Source organism: Oscillibacter sp., from assembly GCF_031978065.1.
Classification (GTDB): Bacteria; Bacillota; Clostridia; order Oscillospirales; family Oscillospiraceae; genus Oscillibacter.
This window is the reverse complement of sequence record NZ_DALZCH010000082.1, coordinates 1-14,424: the sequence shown is the minus strand read 5'-3', so window position 1 is coordinate 14,424 and position 14,424 is coordinate 1. Positions and strand designations below refer to the sequence as shown.

General features: G+C 56.0%; 14 protein-coding genes. 2 read left to right on the top strand and 12 right to left on the bottom strand.

The genetic code is table 11. From position 1 onward, the window contains the following. The 12 genes from RTK01_RS12005 to RTK01_RS11950 all read right to left on the bottom strand — a co-directional run. A partial coding sequence (locus tag RTK01_RS12005) for an iron-containing alcohol dehydrogenase (RefSeq protein WP_312281203.1) occupies window positions 1-715 on the bottom strand: 715 nt, incomplete at its 3' end. Window positions 716-793: 78 nt separating this feature from the next. Next, window positions 794-1,768 carry a transketolase C-terminal domain-containing protein gene (locus tag RTK01_RS12000; RefSeq protein ID WP_312281202.1) on the bottom strand — a complete coding sequence of 325 codons (975 nt, stop codon included), beginning with the start codon at window positions 1,766-1,768 and terminating at the stop codon, window positions 794-796. 13 nt (window positions 1,769-1,781) lie between these two features. Then, window positions 1,782-2,624: a transketolase gene (locus RTK01_RS11995; RefSeq protein WP_312281201.1), complete on the bottom strand. Its 843-nt coding sequence runs from the start codon at window positions 2,622-2,624 to the stop codon at window positions 1,782-1,784. A gap of 29 nt (window positions 2,625-2,653) precedes the next feature. Then, window positions 2,654-3,706 carry a zinc-binding dehydrogenase gene (locus RTK01_RS11990; RefSeq protein ID WP_312281200.1) on the bottom strand — a complete coding sequence of 351 codons (1,053 nt, stop codon included), beginning with the start codon at window positions 3,704-3,706 and terminating at the stop codon, window positions 2,654-2,656. A gap of 83 nt (window positions 3,707-3,789) precedes the next feature. Further along, entirely contained in the window at window positions 3,790-5,067 is a 1,278-nt protein-coding gene (locus RTK01_RS11985; RefSeq protein ID WP_312281199.1) for a TRAP transporter large permease, read from the bottom strand. Window positions 5,068-5,070: 3 nt separating this feature from the next. Next, a complete protein-coding gene (locus RTK01_RS11980) occupies window positions 5,071-5,559 on the bottom strand; it encodes a TRAP transporter small permease subunit (RefSeq protein WP_312281198.1) in 489 nt (162 codons plus the stop codon). Window positions 5,560-5,561: 2 nt separating this feature from the next. Further along, window positions 5,562-6,602: a TRAP transporter substrate-binding protein gene (locus RTK01_RS11975; RefSeq protein ID WP_312281197.1), complete on the bottom strand. Its 1,041-nt coding sequence runs from the start codon at window positions 6,600-6,602 to the stop codon at window positions 5,562-5,564. A gap of 222 nt (window positions 6,603-6,824) precedes the next feature. Then, window positions 6,825-8,315 (bottom strand): response regulator, encoded by a 1,491-nt coding sequence (locus RTK01_RS11970; RefSeq protein WP_312281196.1) that lies wholly within the window; start codon window positions 8,313-8,315, stop codon window positions 6,825-6,827. Then, window positions 8,312-9,748, bottom strand: a complete 1,437-nt coding sequence (locus RTK01_RS11965) for a histidine kinase (RefSeq protein ID WP_312281195.1) — start codon at window positions 9,746-9,748, stop codon at window positions 8,312-8,314. Before RTK01_RS11965 ends, RTK01_RS11970 begins: the two co-directional genes overlap by 4 nt. Then, on the bottom strand, window positions 9,749-10,144 hold the full coding sequence (locus RTK01_RS11960; protein ID WP_312281194.1) for a hypothetical protein: 396 nt from the start codon (window positions 10,142-10,144) through the stop codon (window positions 9,749-9,751). Next, the gene (locus RTK01_RS11955) at window positions 10,134-11,168 is read right to left on the bottom strand and encodes a substrate-binding domain-containing protein (protein ID WP_312281193.1); all 1,035 of its coding nucleotides are present in this window, start codon (window positions 11,166-11,168) and stop codon (window positions 10,134-10,136) included. The genes RTK01_RS11960 and RTK01_RS11955 overlap by 11 nt, the downstream gene beginning before the upstream one ends. 31 nt (window positions 11,169-11,199) lie before the next feature. Continuing rightward, window positions 11,200-11,733 (bottom strand): flavodoxin domain-containing protein, encoded by a 534-nt coding sequence (locus tag RTK01_RS11950; protein WP_312281192.1) that lies wholly within the window; start codon window positions 11,731-11,733, stop codon window positions 11,200-11,202. A 585-nt stretch (window positions 11,734-12,318) separates the two neighbouring features. On the opposite strand from RTK01_RS11950, the gene RTK01_RS11945 reads away from it, so the two are divergent. Then, on the top strand, window positions 12,319-12,669 hold the full coding sequence (locus tag RTK01_RS11945; RefSeq protein ID WP_293010544.1) for an Asp23/Gls24 family envelope stress response protein: 351 nt from the start codon (window positions 12,319-12,321) through the stop codon (window positions 12,667-12,669). A gap of 21 nt (window positions 12,670-12,690) precedes the next feature. Beyond that, complete coding sequence (locus RTK01_RS11940; RefSeq protein WP_312281191.1) at window positions 12,691-14,385, top strand: DAK2 domain-containing protein; 1,695 nt, start codon at window positions 12,691-12,693, stop codon at window positions 14,383-14,385. The last annotated feature ends 39 nt before the right edge of the window (window positions 14,386-14,424 follow it).

Genomic DNA, 14,424 nt, shown 5'->3' with positions numbered 1-14,424 from the left:
TGATCAGTTTGAAGCCCTTGAGAATCATATCCATGGCCTTCTCGCTGAAAAGCTCTGAGGTCATGGTCTTGCGGTGGGGGGAGAGGAAAGACTCGGTGGCGTGAATCAGAGCGTCGATAGCGGCGCAGGCAAAGGCCTTATAAGGCAGAGGCCGGAGCAATTCCGGAATCAGGCAAACACGGTTAGGGATGATGTCGTCGGACACCAAGCCCAGCTTTGTCTCCCGTCCGGTGAGCTGTCCGTCCTTCTCGTCCTTGACGATGGCGACGGAGATATTGGTGCACTCGCTGCCAGTGCCGCAGGTGGTGGGAATGGCGATCACATCCTTCTCGTGAACCACGGGGAAACGCTTGAAGAACAGGTTGTGAACCGTGTCCGGCCGCCGACATCCCAAAAGCTTGCTCAAATCCAAAATTGCGCCGCCGCCCACGGCCACAACCCGATCATAGCTGTCGTAGGGAATGGAGTCGTACATGTTTTGAATCATTTCCTCGCTGGGCTCGCCAGAGCCGAATTTGTTCCGGAAGACAAACTGGCACTTCAGGCCCAGCTCCTTCATATAAGACGCATGAACCGACTCGTTGCACAGCACCACGTCCCGCTCATTCAGGGCAAACTCCTGGGCCATCTCTGCAAAGCGCTGGAATTTATACACGGTAGGGGCAAAGACAATCTCTCTTCTGTCCGCCGCCAGAGAAGCAGAAAACTTATCCATAGTTATTCTTCCTTTCATACCTGTGCCGCGCACAGGGCCGCCGGTGGGAGCCTTCCACCCCCACCGGATATCCGAAGCTCACTTTCGGGCGATGGCCGCTTTCACGGCGGAGACGATGTTCGCGGACCGCAGGCCATATTCATCCATCAGGAAGTCCTGATGGCCCACCTGACCAAACCGGTCCTGTACCCCCACAAACTCCTGCGCCGCAGGCTGTCTGCGGGCCAGACACCTTGCCACCGCGCTGCCCAGGCCACAGGTGACGTTGTGGTTCTCCGCCGTCACCAGAGCCCCCGTTTCCGCGGCGGCCTTGGCCACCAGTTCCTCGTCCAAGGGCTTCCATGTGAACATATCTATCACACGCACGGAGATTCCCTCGGCCCGAAGGGCTTCATAGGCCTTCAGCGCCTCGTCCACCATGAGACCGGAGGTGATGATAGCGGCCTGATCGTTCCCGCTCTCGTGGAGCACCACACCCTTGCCGATTTCAAACTCGCTGCCGTCCTCGTATATTTTCATCACATCCTTGCGGATGAACCGGGTGTAGGTCACGCCGGCGGTGATACCCGGCAACTGGCGTACCACGCTTTCCAGCTGGGCGTAGTCCGCCGTGTCCAGCACCGTGCTCTCGGGGATATTCAGGTACATTCCCCCGTCTTCCAAAGGCATATGAGTACCGCCGTTAAACGCCGCCGTCACGCCCGCGTCCGAACCCATCACATGTACCGGCAGCCCCGCGTAGGCCGCGGACATATAAATCTGGTCGTAGCACCGCCGGGAGGCGAAAATGCCGAAGGTGTGGACAAACACCTTCTTCCCCGTGGCGATCAGCCCAGCGGCAACGCCCATGGCGTTCCCCTCCGCGATGCCCGCCTGAAACGCCCGCTCGGGGTAGCACTGCTGCAACTGTTTTGTGTTCACGCAGCTCATCAGGTCGCAGTCCACATAGCAGATGCTCTTGTCCTGTGCCATCATCTCCTTCAGGGGCAGAGCGAAGGCATCCCGGCTAGCTCGGGAATCTTTTTCATGCTTGCCAATCAGTTTCACATTCATCGGTCTACCCTCCTCAAGCGTTTCTGGCATCCGCCAGAGCCTTTTCTGCCGTGGCCAGCGCCTCGGTCCACTGCTCCCCGTCGGGCTGAGAGGAGTGGTCGTGCTTGGACTCGGCAAATGTCGCGCCCTTGCCTTTGCAGGTGTCCATCACAATACAGGAAGGAACGCCCTCTTTCGCGTGGGCGTTTTGGATGGCGTCATAGATCGCGTTTACGTCGTGCCCGTCGATCTCCTGTGTATACAATCCAAAGGCCTCAGCCTTTTTGGCAAGGCTGCCGTGGTCCAGAATATCACAGGTCTTGCCGTCCAGTTGATAACCGTTGTTGTCAATAAAATACACCAGATTGTCCAGCTTGTGGGCATAGGCAAAGTGAAACGCCTCCCACACCTGACCCTCGTCCGCCTCGCCGTCGCCCACCACGCAGAACACGCGATTGTCCCGTCCGTCGATTTTGTTGCCCAGCGCCGCGCCAGCCGCGCTGGAGGCTCCCTGTCCCAGTGAGCCGGTGGTCAGGTCCACACCGGGAGTGAGCTTGCGGTCCGTATGACTGGGAAACTTTGTATGGGGATGATTCAGGGTATAGGCCTCCTCCATGGGATAGAAGCCCATCAGCCCGTATGTAGCGTAGGCCACCGGACCTGAGTGGCCCTTGGACAGAACCAGCCAGTCCCGGTCCTCCCACCGGGGATTTTTCGGGTCGAACTTCATGACCTTGCCGTACAGTACCGCCATCAGCTCCGCCAGATCCACGGATCCGCCCACATGGCCAAAGCCAAGAGAGTGGATCACCTTCAGCGTCTCCAGACGGATCTGTGCCGCAAGGACGTTCATTTCTTTTGTTGTTTCTTCATTCATTGAAAAACCTCCTTCATGCGCAAAGCAATTTACTCGGATTCTTTCAGGTCTTCGGGATGGGGCATCAGAAGAACCTTGAAGCCCTCCTTCACAATCGTGCGGCGGAAGCCCTCCTCCCACTCGGTCAGGGGCAGGATGGAGCTTGCAAGAGGCGCGATGTTGATCAGTTTTTTCTCCATCAGGCGCAGGGCAATCAGCCACGACGTGCGCTCCGAGGCGTAGCTGTTGGAAATGGTGATTTCCTTATATAGAGCCATGTCCATATCAAAAAGAATGGGCTTTCCGGGAATCGCCACCTGAATATACTGGCCGGTTTTCATCAGCGCCTCTATGCAGAACTTCGCGGAGGCGGCCGCGCCGGAGCACTCAAACGCCAACTGCGCGCCCATGCCGCCGGTCAACTCCATAACGCGGGCCAGCGGATCGCCCTCGTCCACGTAAAGCGTCTCGAAAACACCCAGCCGCTTAGCCATGGCAAATCGCTCCGCGTCGTTTTTCAATCCGGTCATAATCACCACGCCGCCGTTAGCCATCGCCACCTGCGCGGTCAGTTGGGCCATAACGCCCGCACCCGCGACCAGAACGAAGTTCCCCCCCTTGACGGACGCGCGCTCGCAGACACTGCGGCACACACAGGCCAGCGGTTCGCACAGCGCCGCCGTTTCCATGGCGATGCCATCGGGCAGGTGGAATGCGTGCTTCGCGGGGATTACCACGTATTCGGCAAAGCCGCCGTTACAGCCGCTGCCCACGCTCTTGCGCTCGGGACACAGCATCCGAAGGCCCTGTCGGCACCACTCGCACTCCTCGCAGGTGTCCACGGCGGTGAGTGTCACAATTCTGTCGCCGGGCTTGCAATTGGTCACATTCGCGCCCGCCTCAGCCACCACGCCGGAAAATTCATGGCCGGTGATAATTGGCGGCTTACTGGGGTATTCGTCGTGCATCAGATGAATATCCGTGCCGCAGATACCGCAGGCAAAAATTTTCACCTTGATGTCGTCGGCGCCGGGAACCGGCTCGGGCATATCCATGTATCTCATGCAGTCGGGTCCAAGTTTTGTTTTGACCAGCGCTTTCATAAAAAGCCTCCCATAGATTCAGCAATCTGGACGATAAAACAAAGACGGACAGAACTTAAAATTCTGCCCGTCTTTTTTGAGAATCAGCCGAAGAGCAGAGTCGGCAGGAATGTGGAAATTGGGGGTACAAAGATGCACAGCAGAACGACAATAAACACCGCCGCCAAATAGGGCATCAGATATTTCAGAGTATCCTTGAGCTTCACCTCCGCAATGCCGATGGTAATGAACAGTACGCCACCCACGGGAGGCGTTACGCCCGCGTACACCAAAGTGATGACCATCACCAAAGCAAACTGGATGGGGTCAATCCCATACTGCGCGGCAACGGGAAGCAAAATTGGCGCAACAATGATAGTTGCGGCAATGGTCTCGATGAACATGCCCACAAGGAGCAGGAACAGCACCAGTAGGATCATGATCATGTACTTGTTGTCCGTGATGCCGGTCAGGAAGGAAATAACTGCCTGCGGCACCTTGGCAAAGGCCACCAGAAAGCTAAAAATGGCTGCGCCCGCGACGATCAGCAAAGACATGGCGGTCATACCGGCGGACTTCTGAAAAATCCTAGGAATATCTGGCAGGGTAAATTCCTTGTAGACGAACATGCCTACAAAGAACGCGTACACAACGGCAATGGCACCCGCTTCGGTGGGGGTAAAGATACCGCCCACGATGCCGCCGATGATGATAACAGGCATAATGATGGCCCAGACGGCCTCTTTCAGAGCAACCCATATCTCTCTCAGGCTGCATCTCTTCTCGCCCTTGATGCCCATCTTCTTTGCATAGAAATAGGTCAGGACCATGAGGCTCACGCCAATCAGCAGTCCAGGAATCACACCCGCCATAAACAGCGAAGCGATGGAGGTGTTGGTCAAAGAGCAATAGATGATCATCGTCATGCTGGGGGGGATAATCGGGCCAAGAGAACCGGCGCAGGCCTGAATCACGGCCGCCATTCCACCGGGATATCCCTTCTTTTTCATGCCGGGAATCATCATGCTCCCCACCGCCGCGGTATCCGCCGCCGCGGAGCCGGAAATACCGGCAAAGATCACGCTGGTCAGAATGTCCACCAGTCCCAGGCCGCCGGTGATATGTCCAATCAGCGAGGAGGAGAGATTCACCAACCGCTTGGACAGGCCGCCCTGCTCCATCAGCTCTCCGGAAAGCATGAAAAAAGGGATCGCCATCAGGCTGAACGAGTCGACGCCGGTGAAGAGCTTGTGTCCCACCAGTACAGGGTCCACCGCGCCGCTCACAAAGAGGGCGATGGCGGAGCCCAGTCCCATGGAAAACGCGATGGGCACGCCCAAAAGCAGCAGGAGGAAGAACAAACCAAATGCAACTGTAAACATCTCTTATTTCCCCTCCCCTTCCACGGCTTCAGAAGACGCGTTCGCTTCTTTTATCTTTCTGAGATAATAGCTGATCTGCTCAAAAAGCATCAGCAGGCCACCCAGCGGAATCGCCAGCATCACCACGCCCATGTTCAGCTTCATAACGGACGAGTTCTGCACGCGATTAACCCACGCCAAGTTGCTCCCCAGCACCGTGGCCATGGCCAGAAATGAGCAGGAAATCAGGTTTACAAGGGTAAACACGACTCTCCAGACAGGCTTGGGCAGCGCATCCAGAATAACGTCGAAAGTGATGTTCATCCCATTTCGGATGGTAATGGTGCCACCCAAGTAGATCAGCCACACAAACGTGTAACGGGACAGCTCGTCCGCATACGGAAAGCTGAAACCGACCTGACGGAAGATAACTTGGATGAACACGACGACTACCAGGATGGTGAACAGAGCCGTCACCAATACGTTGGTAAGCTTTCTCGTTGCGTTCAGCATGATTACTCCGCAGCCTCCATAATCGCGCTATATACATCCTGCAGGTTGTTTTCGGCGACGAACTCCTGAATGAAGGGAGCGCAGGCCTCCTCAAAGGGAGTGCGGTCGATGTCGGTAATCTTGACGCCGTTGGCCTCCAGCTCGGCATACTTCTCCTCAAACAGCTTGTCGGTGTACTCATAGAAATAGGCCAAAGACTCGGTGCTCGCGTCCGCAAACGCCTGCTTTTGGGAATCTGTCAGCGTCTCATAAACCTTCTCGCTCATGTTCAAAGCGGTAAACGTCATGACATGCTGGGTCTGCACATAGTTCTTAGCAACCTCGTAAAACTTCTGCAAAACCATATACTCAGCGTGGCCCTCCAGTCCGTCGGCCACACCGGTCTGAACCGCGGTATACGCCTCGCCGGAGGGAATCACAACAGGGTTGGCACCGATGGCCTCAAACGCGGCGATGGTCATGGGAGCCTCAGGCGTACGCATCTTCATGCCCTTGAAATCTTCAAAGGAGTCAACGTTCATATCCTTCACCAGAGCGTTGCGGAAATTCAGGCACTCCACAAGGACGGGGCGGATTCCGGCGGAACTCACCAAGCGGTCCTTAATGGGGTCGATGATGTCGGAAGAGGCCACCTTGATCGCGTGCTCGCGGCTCTTAAACATGTAGGGCATATCCAGCACGCCGCAGGCGGGGTCATAGTTGGCCCACAGGGAGGTGTCGGACATGGCCAGATCCAGCGTGCCAAGTTTCAGGGCCTCCAGCCCGTCCTTCTGGCCGTACAACTGTCCGTTGGGATAGATGTCGATCTCAATCTCGCCGTTGGTCTTCTCTTTGACCAACTCGGCAAACTTGTTGAACAGGATGTCGTTGCTGTCGCCCTCCGTCACATGGTGGGACAGCTTCAGGACACGGGTCTCGACAGCGCCGCCGGCGCTGCCGGAAGCGGATCCGGCGGGGGACTTCTGGCCGCAGCCAGCTAGAACAGAGGCCAGCATCAGGGCGCACATGGCTCCGCTCAGGACGCGGGACAAATTCTTGTTCATCTTCAATTTCCTCCTCTATAATGTCGCGTGATTCTCTTACGTTTTTCACCGATACTGTTAAGAATTTTAACACAAAGAAACCTCAATATCTCTAGACTGCACCGCAGGTTTTCAGCACACATTTGACGTGTTTATGACACCCAAATAAAATTAGCCAGCACAATTTTGACTTGAATTACGTAAAAGTCAAAATTGTGCTGGTCTGCATTTCTGTCCGCCGCGTCATCTCTCCTGTTTGGATACCTGCGAGCGGCGGTATTCCTTCGGCCCCATCTTGTTGCACTTTTTAAACACCCGGCTGAAATAATTCTGGTCGTTGTAGCCCACTGTCAGGCCAATTTCCCCGATGGATAAATTGGTATCCGTTATAAGCGCGGCGGCCTTTACCATCCGCTTTCCCGTGAGATAATCCGTGAAGCACAGTCCCGTGTCATCCTTGAACAGGCGGCTCAGATAGAAAGGATTGAAGCCGAATTCCTTTGCAAGATCGTTGATACTCCAGGGCAGTTCCGCATGTTCTTCCAGCCGGGCGCAAATTTGCCGCACCACATAGTGCTTTTTCTGGGGGGCGCTGGAGGACATTTTCTCCATGATCTCCCGCAGATAAGCAGAGCTGAAGTGAATGATATCCTGAATATCGCCCGTTACAAAAATGTCCACCATTTTTAGGCCGATATCCTCTTTCCGAACCTGAACACTTTTGCGGACCACCGTCAAAACCTCAATGTCCTTCAGCATCAAATCGTCAATTGCGTGCCGCTCTCCGTAGTGCAGCAGATATTGTCCGAACATCCGAATCGCCTCTTCGGCCTCGCCGTTTCTGATGTGGGCGACCACCTTGTCCTCAACCGGCTCTTCATAGCTGCCTGCGCTTTTCAGTCTGTTGAGATGCGCCACAGCGCAGCGGTATGACCGGCTGGGATTGTCGTAAACCGACACCGTGTCACCAACGGTGATATCGGCCTTTTCGCACAAATCCAGATTCAGTTTCATCTTCAGCTCCACCGTAACGCTGAGCTCGTTATACCCCAGCGTGTCCCCACCGGTAAAGCAGAAAATCGCCGTCCGATCCCGCATATGGCTCACGGCGTAGGGAATCCCGCTTTCGTTCATGGCAGACTCGATCTCGTCCTGAAAGCTGGCCGTCTTGAGCTGTTCGGAAGCACTGGTGTCTATCAGGATACAAAACACCCGGTTCTCCCGAATGTTCAGCAGGGCCTTATAGGCGTCGATCTTCTTCCTGTCCGCGTTGAGCATAATGCAGTCTCCCAGTTCCTGGAGAAAGACCGATTGAGCCTTTTGTCCCATCTGGCGGGCGCTCTTTTCATCCCGTGCCCAATCCAGAAAACGCTGCACCGCCTCGTAAAACTCCTTGCGGATCGGGGGCTTGAGAATAAAATCATTGGCCTGATAGACGATTGCTTCCTTGGCATATTCAAAATAATTGAACGCCGTCAGAATCATGATATACCCCTTGAAATCCCGTGCGCGGATGTCTCTGACCAGCTTCAAACCGCTGACGCCCGGCATATGGATATCCACCACCAGCAAGTCCACCTGCCGTGTCTCCATAATCACCTTTGCCTCCGCCGCGTCTTTCGCCTCCAATATCTCAAACAGGTCTCCGTACTGGCGGCGCAGCAGAATATGTACAACGCTCCGATCTTTTTCCTCATCGTCCACAATCAATATCCGAAAATTTTCATGATTCATGTTTCTCCTCCGCCCATCGGATACCGCAGCGTTACCACATTGATTTTTTCATTCGTCACCGCGCAGTCCATCAAGCCTTCTCTGTCATAAAAATGCCGCAGGCGGTCACGCACGTTGCCAAGACCGATTCCCGTTGTCTTCCTGCTGTGCGGCACGCTCTGTCCGCTGTAAAATGCCTGTATCTGCGCCTGTAAAATCACGCCGCCGTTATTTTCCACCGTCACCACGGCGCAGTTCTCCTCCGTGTCCAGCTTGCATGCAACCTTCAGACAGCCGCCGGACTCCATATTTTCGCAGCCGTGAATCACCGCGTTTTCCACAATGGGCTGCACCGTCATGCCGGGAACCGGCACATCCGGGATTGTGTCGTCTATTTCCATGGAAAAGGAGATTCGCTCTCCAAACCGCTGATTCTGCAAGAAGAGATAGGTCTGCACCATTTTCAGCTCATCTCTTAGAGTGACGTCCGTTTTCATTGACTGAAGGCTGTATCGAAGCATATAGGAAATGGACTCCACAATGCCCAGCGTCTTATCCGCCCCCTCCACAAGCGCCATCGCCGTGGCCGCCCCCAGCACATTGAAAAGAAAATGCGGGTTCACCTGAGATTGCAGCGCCAGAAACTGCGTTTCCTTCAGTAGCCGCTCTGCGTTCATCTTTTCCTCGCGGGTTGTGATCAGGCGGCTCAAATCCCGCTTCATCCCGTTCACCGCAGTAGCCAGATAGTCAAACTCGTCGCTGGCGGCAATCTCAATGTCCGGGTCCTGAAAATTGCCCTTGGAAATCTTCCCCACGCCGACCACCAACTGCCTGATCGGCGCGTAAATCCGCGCGTGGAGATCCATGGAAAAGGTAATCGCCGCCATCAGCATCAGCACCAGAATTACACCGGCAAGTCTTGTCAGTAATTTAAAGTCCCTGTTTAGCTGCGGATAGACCGCCGCCGCGTGGTTGACCTCCAGATTCTGCACCCGATCCAGCAAATAAAGCACATTGTTGCAGCGCTCGTCCACCTGTGCAAAGGTGCCGTTTCGGCTCAGACCACTGCGAATCCGCAGCACCTGCGTGTCCGTTTCCACCAGTAGCTGGCGGATACTCCGAACCGCCAACAGACTGGCCGGCTCTCTGGAAATATCCTCCACCACGTCCAGCTTCTGATCCAGTTCCGTCCACTCCGTCCGAAACCGGGCGTAGTCCCGCTCATTCCGGGCCTCTGCGTATTTTTTCGCCGACAACTTGAGCTGCCCGGTCAGTCCCTTGCTCCTGTCGATGGAGACAATATTTTGCAGCATCTCGTCATATTGCCGGTCCGCCATGTAGGACTGGAACAGAATCATCCCGCCGAAAACCATCGTAACCAGAATGAAGCACAGGCTAAAGCTCATGATCATCCGCTTGACGCTGTTCTTCTCCCCCAATATCCGATTCAGCATCTAGTCAACCAGCGCCTTTACAACCAGCTTTTCTTGCCCGTCGTCATACTGGACACCAAACGCCGTCTCTCCCAGCCTCACGCCTTTATTCAGCGCGCCAAAGGCCGCGTCAAACTCCGAAAAACGCTCCACGCCTTTCGTGGGCAGGTTCTCCGACGCATCGGGAAAAAGGCAGCTTTTGATTTCCCCCTCCGCAATCAGAACGCTCGCCGCCCGCTCCAGATTCTCCAGTTCCTCTGCCAGATTGCCCTTGCTGTTATTTCTGGCAAAGTAACGCACCAAATTCACCAGATTTTCGATGCAGGCCTCTTGGCTTGCCGTATCGCCCAGCAGAATCTCCCGGTGCAGCAGCTTCAGCGCTTTCAGGGTAATCTCGTTGTCATACTCACTTTTCATTTCCCGTAAGCATCCTTTCCATGTTGTCCGCTGATATCAGGGCAATCCCGGAATCCACGCTGGCAGGCATGACGGAGCCCTTCCGCAGCTCCACCAGATACCGTACCGCCAAAGATGCCGAATACGCTTCGTTTTGCTGAACAAGTCCGTCCAGCGTCCCGCTGCGCAGATGCTCGGCGCACTCTTGCAAATCGCCGTATCCCACTGCGTAGATTCCCCGCAGTCCGGCCTCGCTTGTCAGGCAAGCCGCAATCACGTTGGTCAAGTCCTCATCGTAGGAAAACACCGCGTCCGGGCGCTGCGTCTCCAAAAGATTCCAAACCTCGTTATGCATGCTGGAGGAGGACTGCTTTTCATCCATCACCGTCACGTCCACCACCCGATATCCCTCAAATGGTGTGTTTACCAGATTGGCAATCTTGGTCTTCAGCCCCTCCCCCGGCCCGGGAGTCGTAATTTCCGACGGTTCCAGCACCGCCGCCTCCATATACAGTTGGCCGCCGCTGTTCAGCCGGTCCCCCAGCAGATCTCTGCCCGTACCGTCCGTTGCGCTGATACAGCTCAGCACCGCCATCCGTTCCGAATTGACGGCGGAGCCGATAAAGGTGTCAAACTGGCTGCTGTTCAGCCGCCGGGAGATCACCACTATCGGGATTTCCCTGCGCCTGCACGCGGTGAGCTCCAAATCGTACCCGGTGCTCTCCATGGGGTATAGAAGCACGCCGTCCACGCTGCTGTCCTTTGCAATCTGAATGACCCGCAGTTGCTCCTCTTTTGTGGAAGTCTCATATATTTCCACAAACGCGCCGTAGCGGCTGCCTGCCGCCTCGGCTTCCTGACGAATGCCGTCAACATCCACATTGCCGGAATCCGGAATAATCGCCACAATCCTCCGCTTGCCTCCGGACAGCGCCGCTTCAGCATCAGCTTGGAAATATTGGTATGTAGACGTGATCAGAGAGGCCGCATAAAGCGCGCAGATTAGCAGCAGGCTTAAAATGATCCGTTGGCTTCTCTTTATCATGGCGCTCCCCTTTCCCCCGCATATGCAGCGTTTAAAGCCTCGCGTCACCGGAAATTTCTTTTACCAGATCGTCCACATACGCCTCATTGGCATAATCCAGCTCGCCGTTGTAGCACTCCAGAAGATCCGATTCCACCTGACTGCGAACCTGCTTTTTCGAGATAGCAGACTTCAACAGCCACATCATCATCCGCTCCTTCCCGTTCAGTTTCTTGAATTGAATGGCCCCTAGAAAATGATAGGCGCGGATTCCCTCCAACTCCACCGGGCTCAGGTTGCGCTCCAATACAGAGCGAAAGGCGACTTCATCTCCCGGCATCGTCAGCCCTACGGTGAACAGAATCAATCCGCGCTGCTTCAGTTCATCCAGATGCTTTTTTAAAAACCGAACTCCCTGAATCGCGCCGCCGTAAATCGCACCGCCATACACAACAGTATCATATAGCCGCAGCATTTTGGACGTCACTTGATATACCGGGCGCAAGTCGGCTCCGGTTTTCTCGGCAATCCATTCGGCGTAACGCTGCGTCGTCCTGTATTTTCCCGCGTAAATAATCAAAGTCAAGGCCGTTCCTCTCTTTCAGCGGTATCCCGCAAAATCTCCGATGGCGTGCATCTGGGAAAGGCGCTCACTGGCGCGGCAGGTTTCCAGTCAAACCGCTATTTGTTTGCAGCAAGCATACCGGGAGCATCCCCTTGACAAGCTTCTCCCGGCGGGCCCATTCCGCCGCACCCGCATTTTCCCCCGCATCGCCGCCGCAAATCAGAAGGAGCGTATGCGTTTCATATGCCTCGGTTGAAGGGGGAGCAAATTCATTTATACTCTAATGAGCCAACGTCCTTTTGTCAAGCGTCCGCATTGGATTCTGCGGGTTGAACCCTAAGGAGCCCGCGCCACCGGATGATCGGCGCAAATCGCGGAAAATGAGGTCCCTCCGACGAAATACATTTGTCGGGTCAAAAGCGCGCACGTATCTCGCAGCCAGCGCCGTCTTTTCCCGATCAAAAATCCGGTGGCGGGGAAATCTGTGCCGGTTGCTCTTGTGCTTTTGCGGAAAATCGTATATAATAACCAACTGACTATGCGAAACGGCACATTTTCGGTCGGGGTTCCCCGGGGGACCGACCTATGGAAAGGAAGAATGCGCTTATGATCCAATTGAATTCCGAACAGGGCGCCGTCACCATCAGCAGCGCCGTGTTTTCCAACATTACCGGCATTGCCGCCACCAACTGCTTTGGCGTGAAGGGCATGGCCTATCGCTCCATGACGGACGGTCTGGTCCATCTCCTGCGGCGGGAGGCCATGAGCAAGGGCGTCAGCGTCACCGCCAATGACGACGGCACCGTCTCCATCGAGCTTCATATCATTGTTGAAAACGGCGTGAATCTTCCCGCGGTGTGCAGCTCCATTATGAACGAGGTGCGCTATATGGTCACCAAAAATACCGGCGTGGAGGTCAAGGCGGTCGATGTGTGCGTCGACTCCATGACTCTGTGACCGAGGGAGGGCTCAAAACAGATGAACAAACAAATCAGCGGCGCGCTTTTTAAGCGAATGGTGCTGCACGGAGCGGCCGCCGTGTCGGCCCAGAAGCAGGCGATTAACGATTTGAACGTGTTCCCCGTCCCTGACGGAGACACCGGAACCAATATGAGTATGACCATTGCCGCCGCCGTGGACGAGCTGCACCGGTGCGACCCGGAAAGCGTTGACCGGGCCGCCTCCGTCACCGCCTCCGCCCTGCTGCGGGGTGCCCGAGGGAACTCCGGCGTGATTCTCTCCCTTTTGTTCCGTGGCATCTCCAAGGGGCTGAAGGGCCGGGAGCACGCCGACGCGGCCACGTTTGCCGCCGCCATGCAGGAGGGTGTTTCCGCCGCCTATAAGGCGGTGATGAAGCCCGCGGAGGGCACGGTGCTCACCGTCTCCCGTCTCACCGCCAAGCGGGCGGTGGACGCGGCGGCGGAAGGGATGGATTTGGAATCCATGTTGGATTCCGCCATCCGCGTGGGCTATGAAACGCTGGCGCAGACCACCGACATGAATCCGGTTTTGAAAAAGGCCGGCGTAGTGGACGCAGGCGGCAAGGGTTTCCTCCTCATTCTGGACGGAATGCTTGCCGAGCTGCGGGGCGAGCCGATGCCCGAGCTGTCCGAAGCTGGCGCGCCGGAGAAGGAGAAAGCGGATTTCGGCGGCCTTTCCTCCGATGAAATCACCTTTGCCTTTGACACGGTGTATATCGTGCGTAAGGCCTCGGCAAACATTTCTCTGGACCCCCTGCGGAACTATCTGAACAGCATCGGCGACAGTCTGGTCATCGGCGAGGACGACGAGGCCTTCAAGGTCCACGTCCACACAAACATTCCCGGCGCGGCGCTGACGGAGTCTCAGAAATACGGCACGCTGGAGCTGGCCAAAATCGAAAATATGCGCACTCAGGCAGATGCGCTGGCCGCCGGACGGCAGGCCCAGAGCACCGACGATCTCGACGCGGTGGAAGCCGAGCTTGAAGCGCAGACGGAGCAGGAGGCCCCCCGGGGCATCGCCCCGCCGGAGAAGAAATACGGCTTCTTGGCGGTGTGTGCCGGATCAGGACTGGAAGCTTTGTTCCGAGATTTGGGGGCCGACGGCGTTGTGTCCGGCGGACAGACCATGAACCCCTCCACCGAAAGCATTTTGGACGGGGTGAACGCCATCCCCGCCGAGACTGTGTTTATCTTGCCCAACAACGGCAACATCATTATGGCCGCCCAGCAGTGCGCCGCCCTGACGGAGAAAAACGTGGTGGTCATCCCCACCAAAACCGTGCCTCAGGGCGTCACCGCCATGATGAATGTGGACTTTGAGGCGCAGGACGCCGAAGCCCTCACCGCCGCCATGTCCGAAGCCCTTTCCTCCGTCACCACCGCCCAAATCACCTATGCAGCCCGGGACTCCGATTTTGACGGGTTCGACATTAAGGAAGGCGACTTCCTTGCTTTGGAGGAAGGACGGCTGTTCGGCACTGACAAGTCTATTGCCGCGCTGACGGAAAAGCTGGCGCAGGACGCTCGGGAGCGAGGCAGCTCCTTCATCTCCGTCTATTTCGGAGAGGACGTGTCCGAGGAAGACGCCCGGAAAACCGCCGAACTGTTTGAGTCCGCCTGTCCCGACGCGGAGGTGGCAATCCTTTCCGGCGGGCAGCCCGTGTACTATTATATCATCTCCATGGAGTAAGTTTCGCCCATATTTTTATAAAAACCGACCCCGGCGAAC

Coding starts and splice junctions, on each gene's coding strand:
- RTK01_RS12000 (WP_312281202.1), bottom strand. CDS start 1,768: ATGAATGTGAAACTGATTGGCAAGCATGAAAAAGATTCCCGAGCTAGC.
- RTK01_RS11995 (WP_312281201.1), bottom strand. CDS start 2,624: ATGAATGAAGAAACAACAAAAGAAATGAACGTCCTTGCGGCACAGATC.
- RTK01_RS11990 (WP_312281200.1), bottom strand. CDS start 3,706: ATGAAAGCGCTGGTCAAAACAAAACTTGGACCCGACTGCATGAGATAC.
- RTK01_RS11985 (WP_312281199.1), bottom strand. CDS start 5,067: ATGTTTACAGTTGCATTTGGTTTGTTCTTCCTCCTGCTGCTTTTGGGC.
- RTK01_RS11980 (WP_312281198.1), bottom strand. CDS start 5,559: ATGCTGAACGCAACGAGAAAGCTTACCAACGTATTGGTGACGGCTCTG.
- RTK01_RS11975 (WP_312281197.1), bottom strand. CDS start 6,602: ATGAACAAGAATTTGTCCCGCGTCCTGAGCGGAGCCATGTGCGCCCTG.
- RTK01_RS11970 (WP_312281196.1), bottom strand. CDS start 8,315: ATGAATCATGAAAATTTTCGGATATTGATTGTGGACGATGAGGAAAAA.
- RTK01_RS11965 (WP_312281195.1), bottom strand. CDS start 9,748: ATGCTGAATCGGATATTGGGGGAGAAGAACAGCGTCAAGCGGATGATC.
- RTK01_RS11960 (WP_312281194.1), bottom strand. CDS start 10,144: ATGAAAAGTGAGTATGACAACGAGATTACCCTGAAAGCGCTGAAGCTG.
- RTK01_RS11955 (WP_312281193.1), bottom strand. CDS start 11,168: ATGATAAAGAGAAGCCAACGGATCATTTTAAGCCTGCTGCTAATCTGC.
- RTK01_RS11945 (WP_293010544.1), top strand. CDS start 12,319: ATGATCCAATTGAATTCCGAACAGGGCGCCGTCACCATCAGCAGCGCC.
- RTK01_RS11940 (WP_312281191.1), top strand. CDS start 12,691: ATGAACAAACAAATCAGCGGCGCGCTTTTTAAGCGAATGGTGCTGCAC.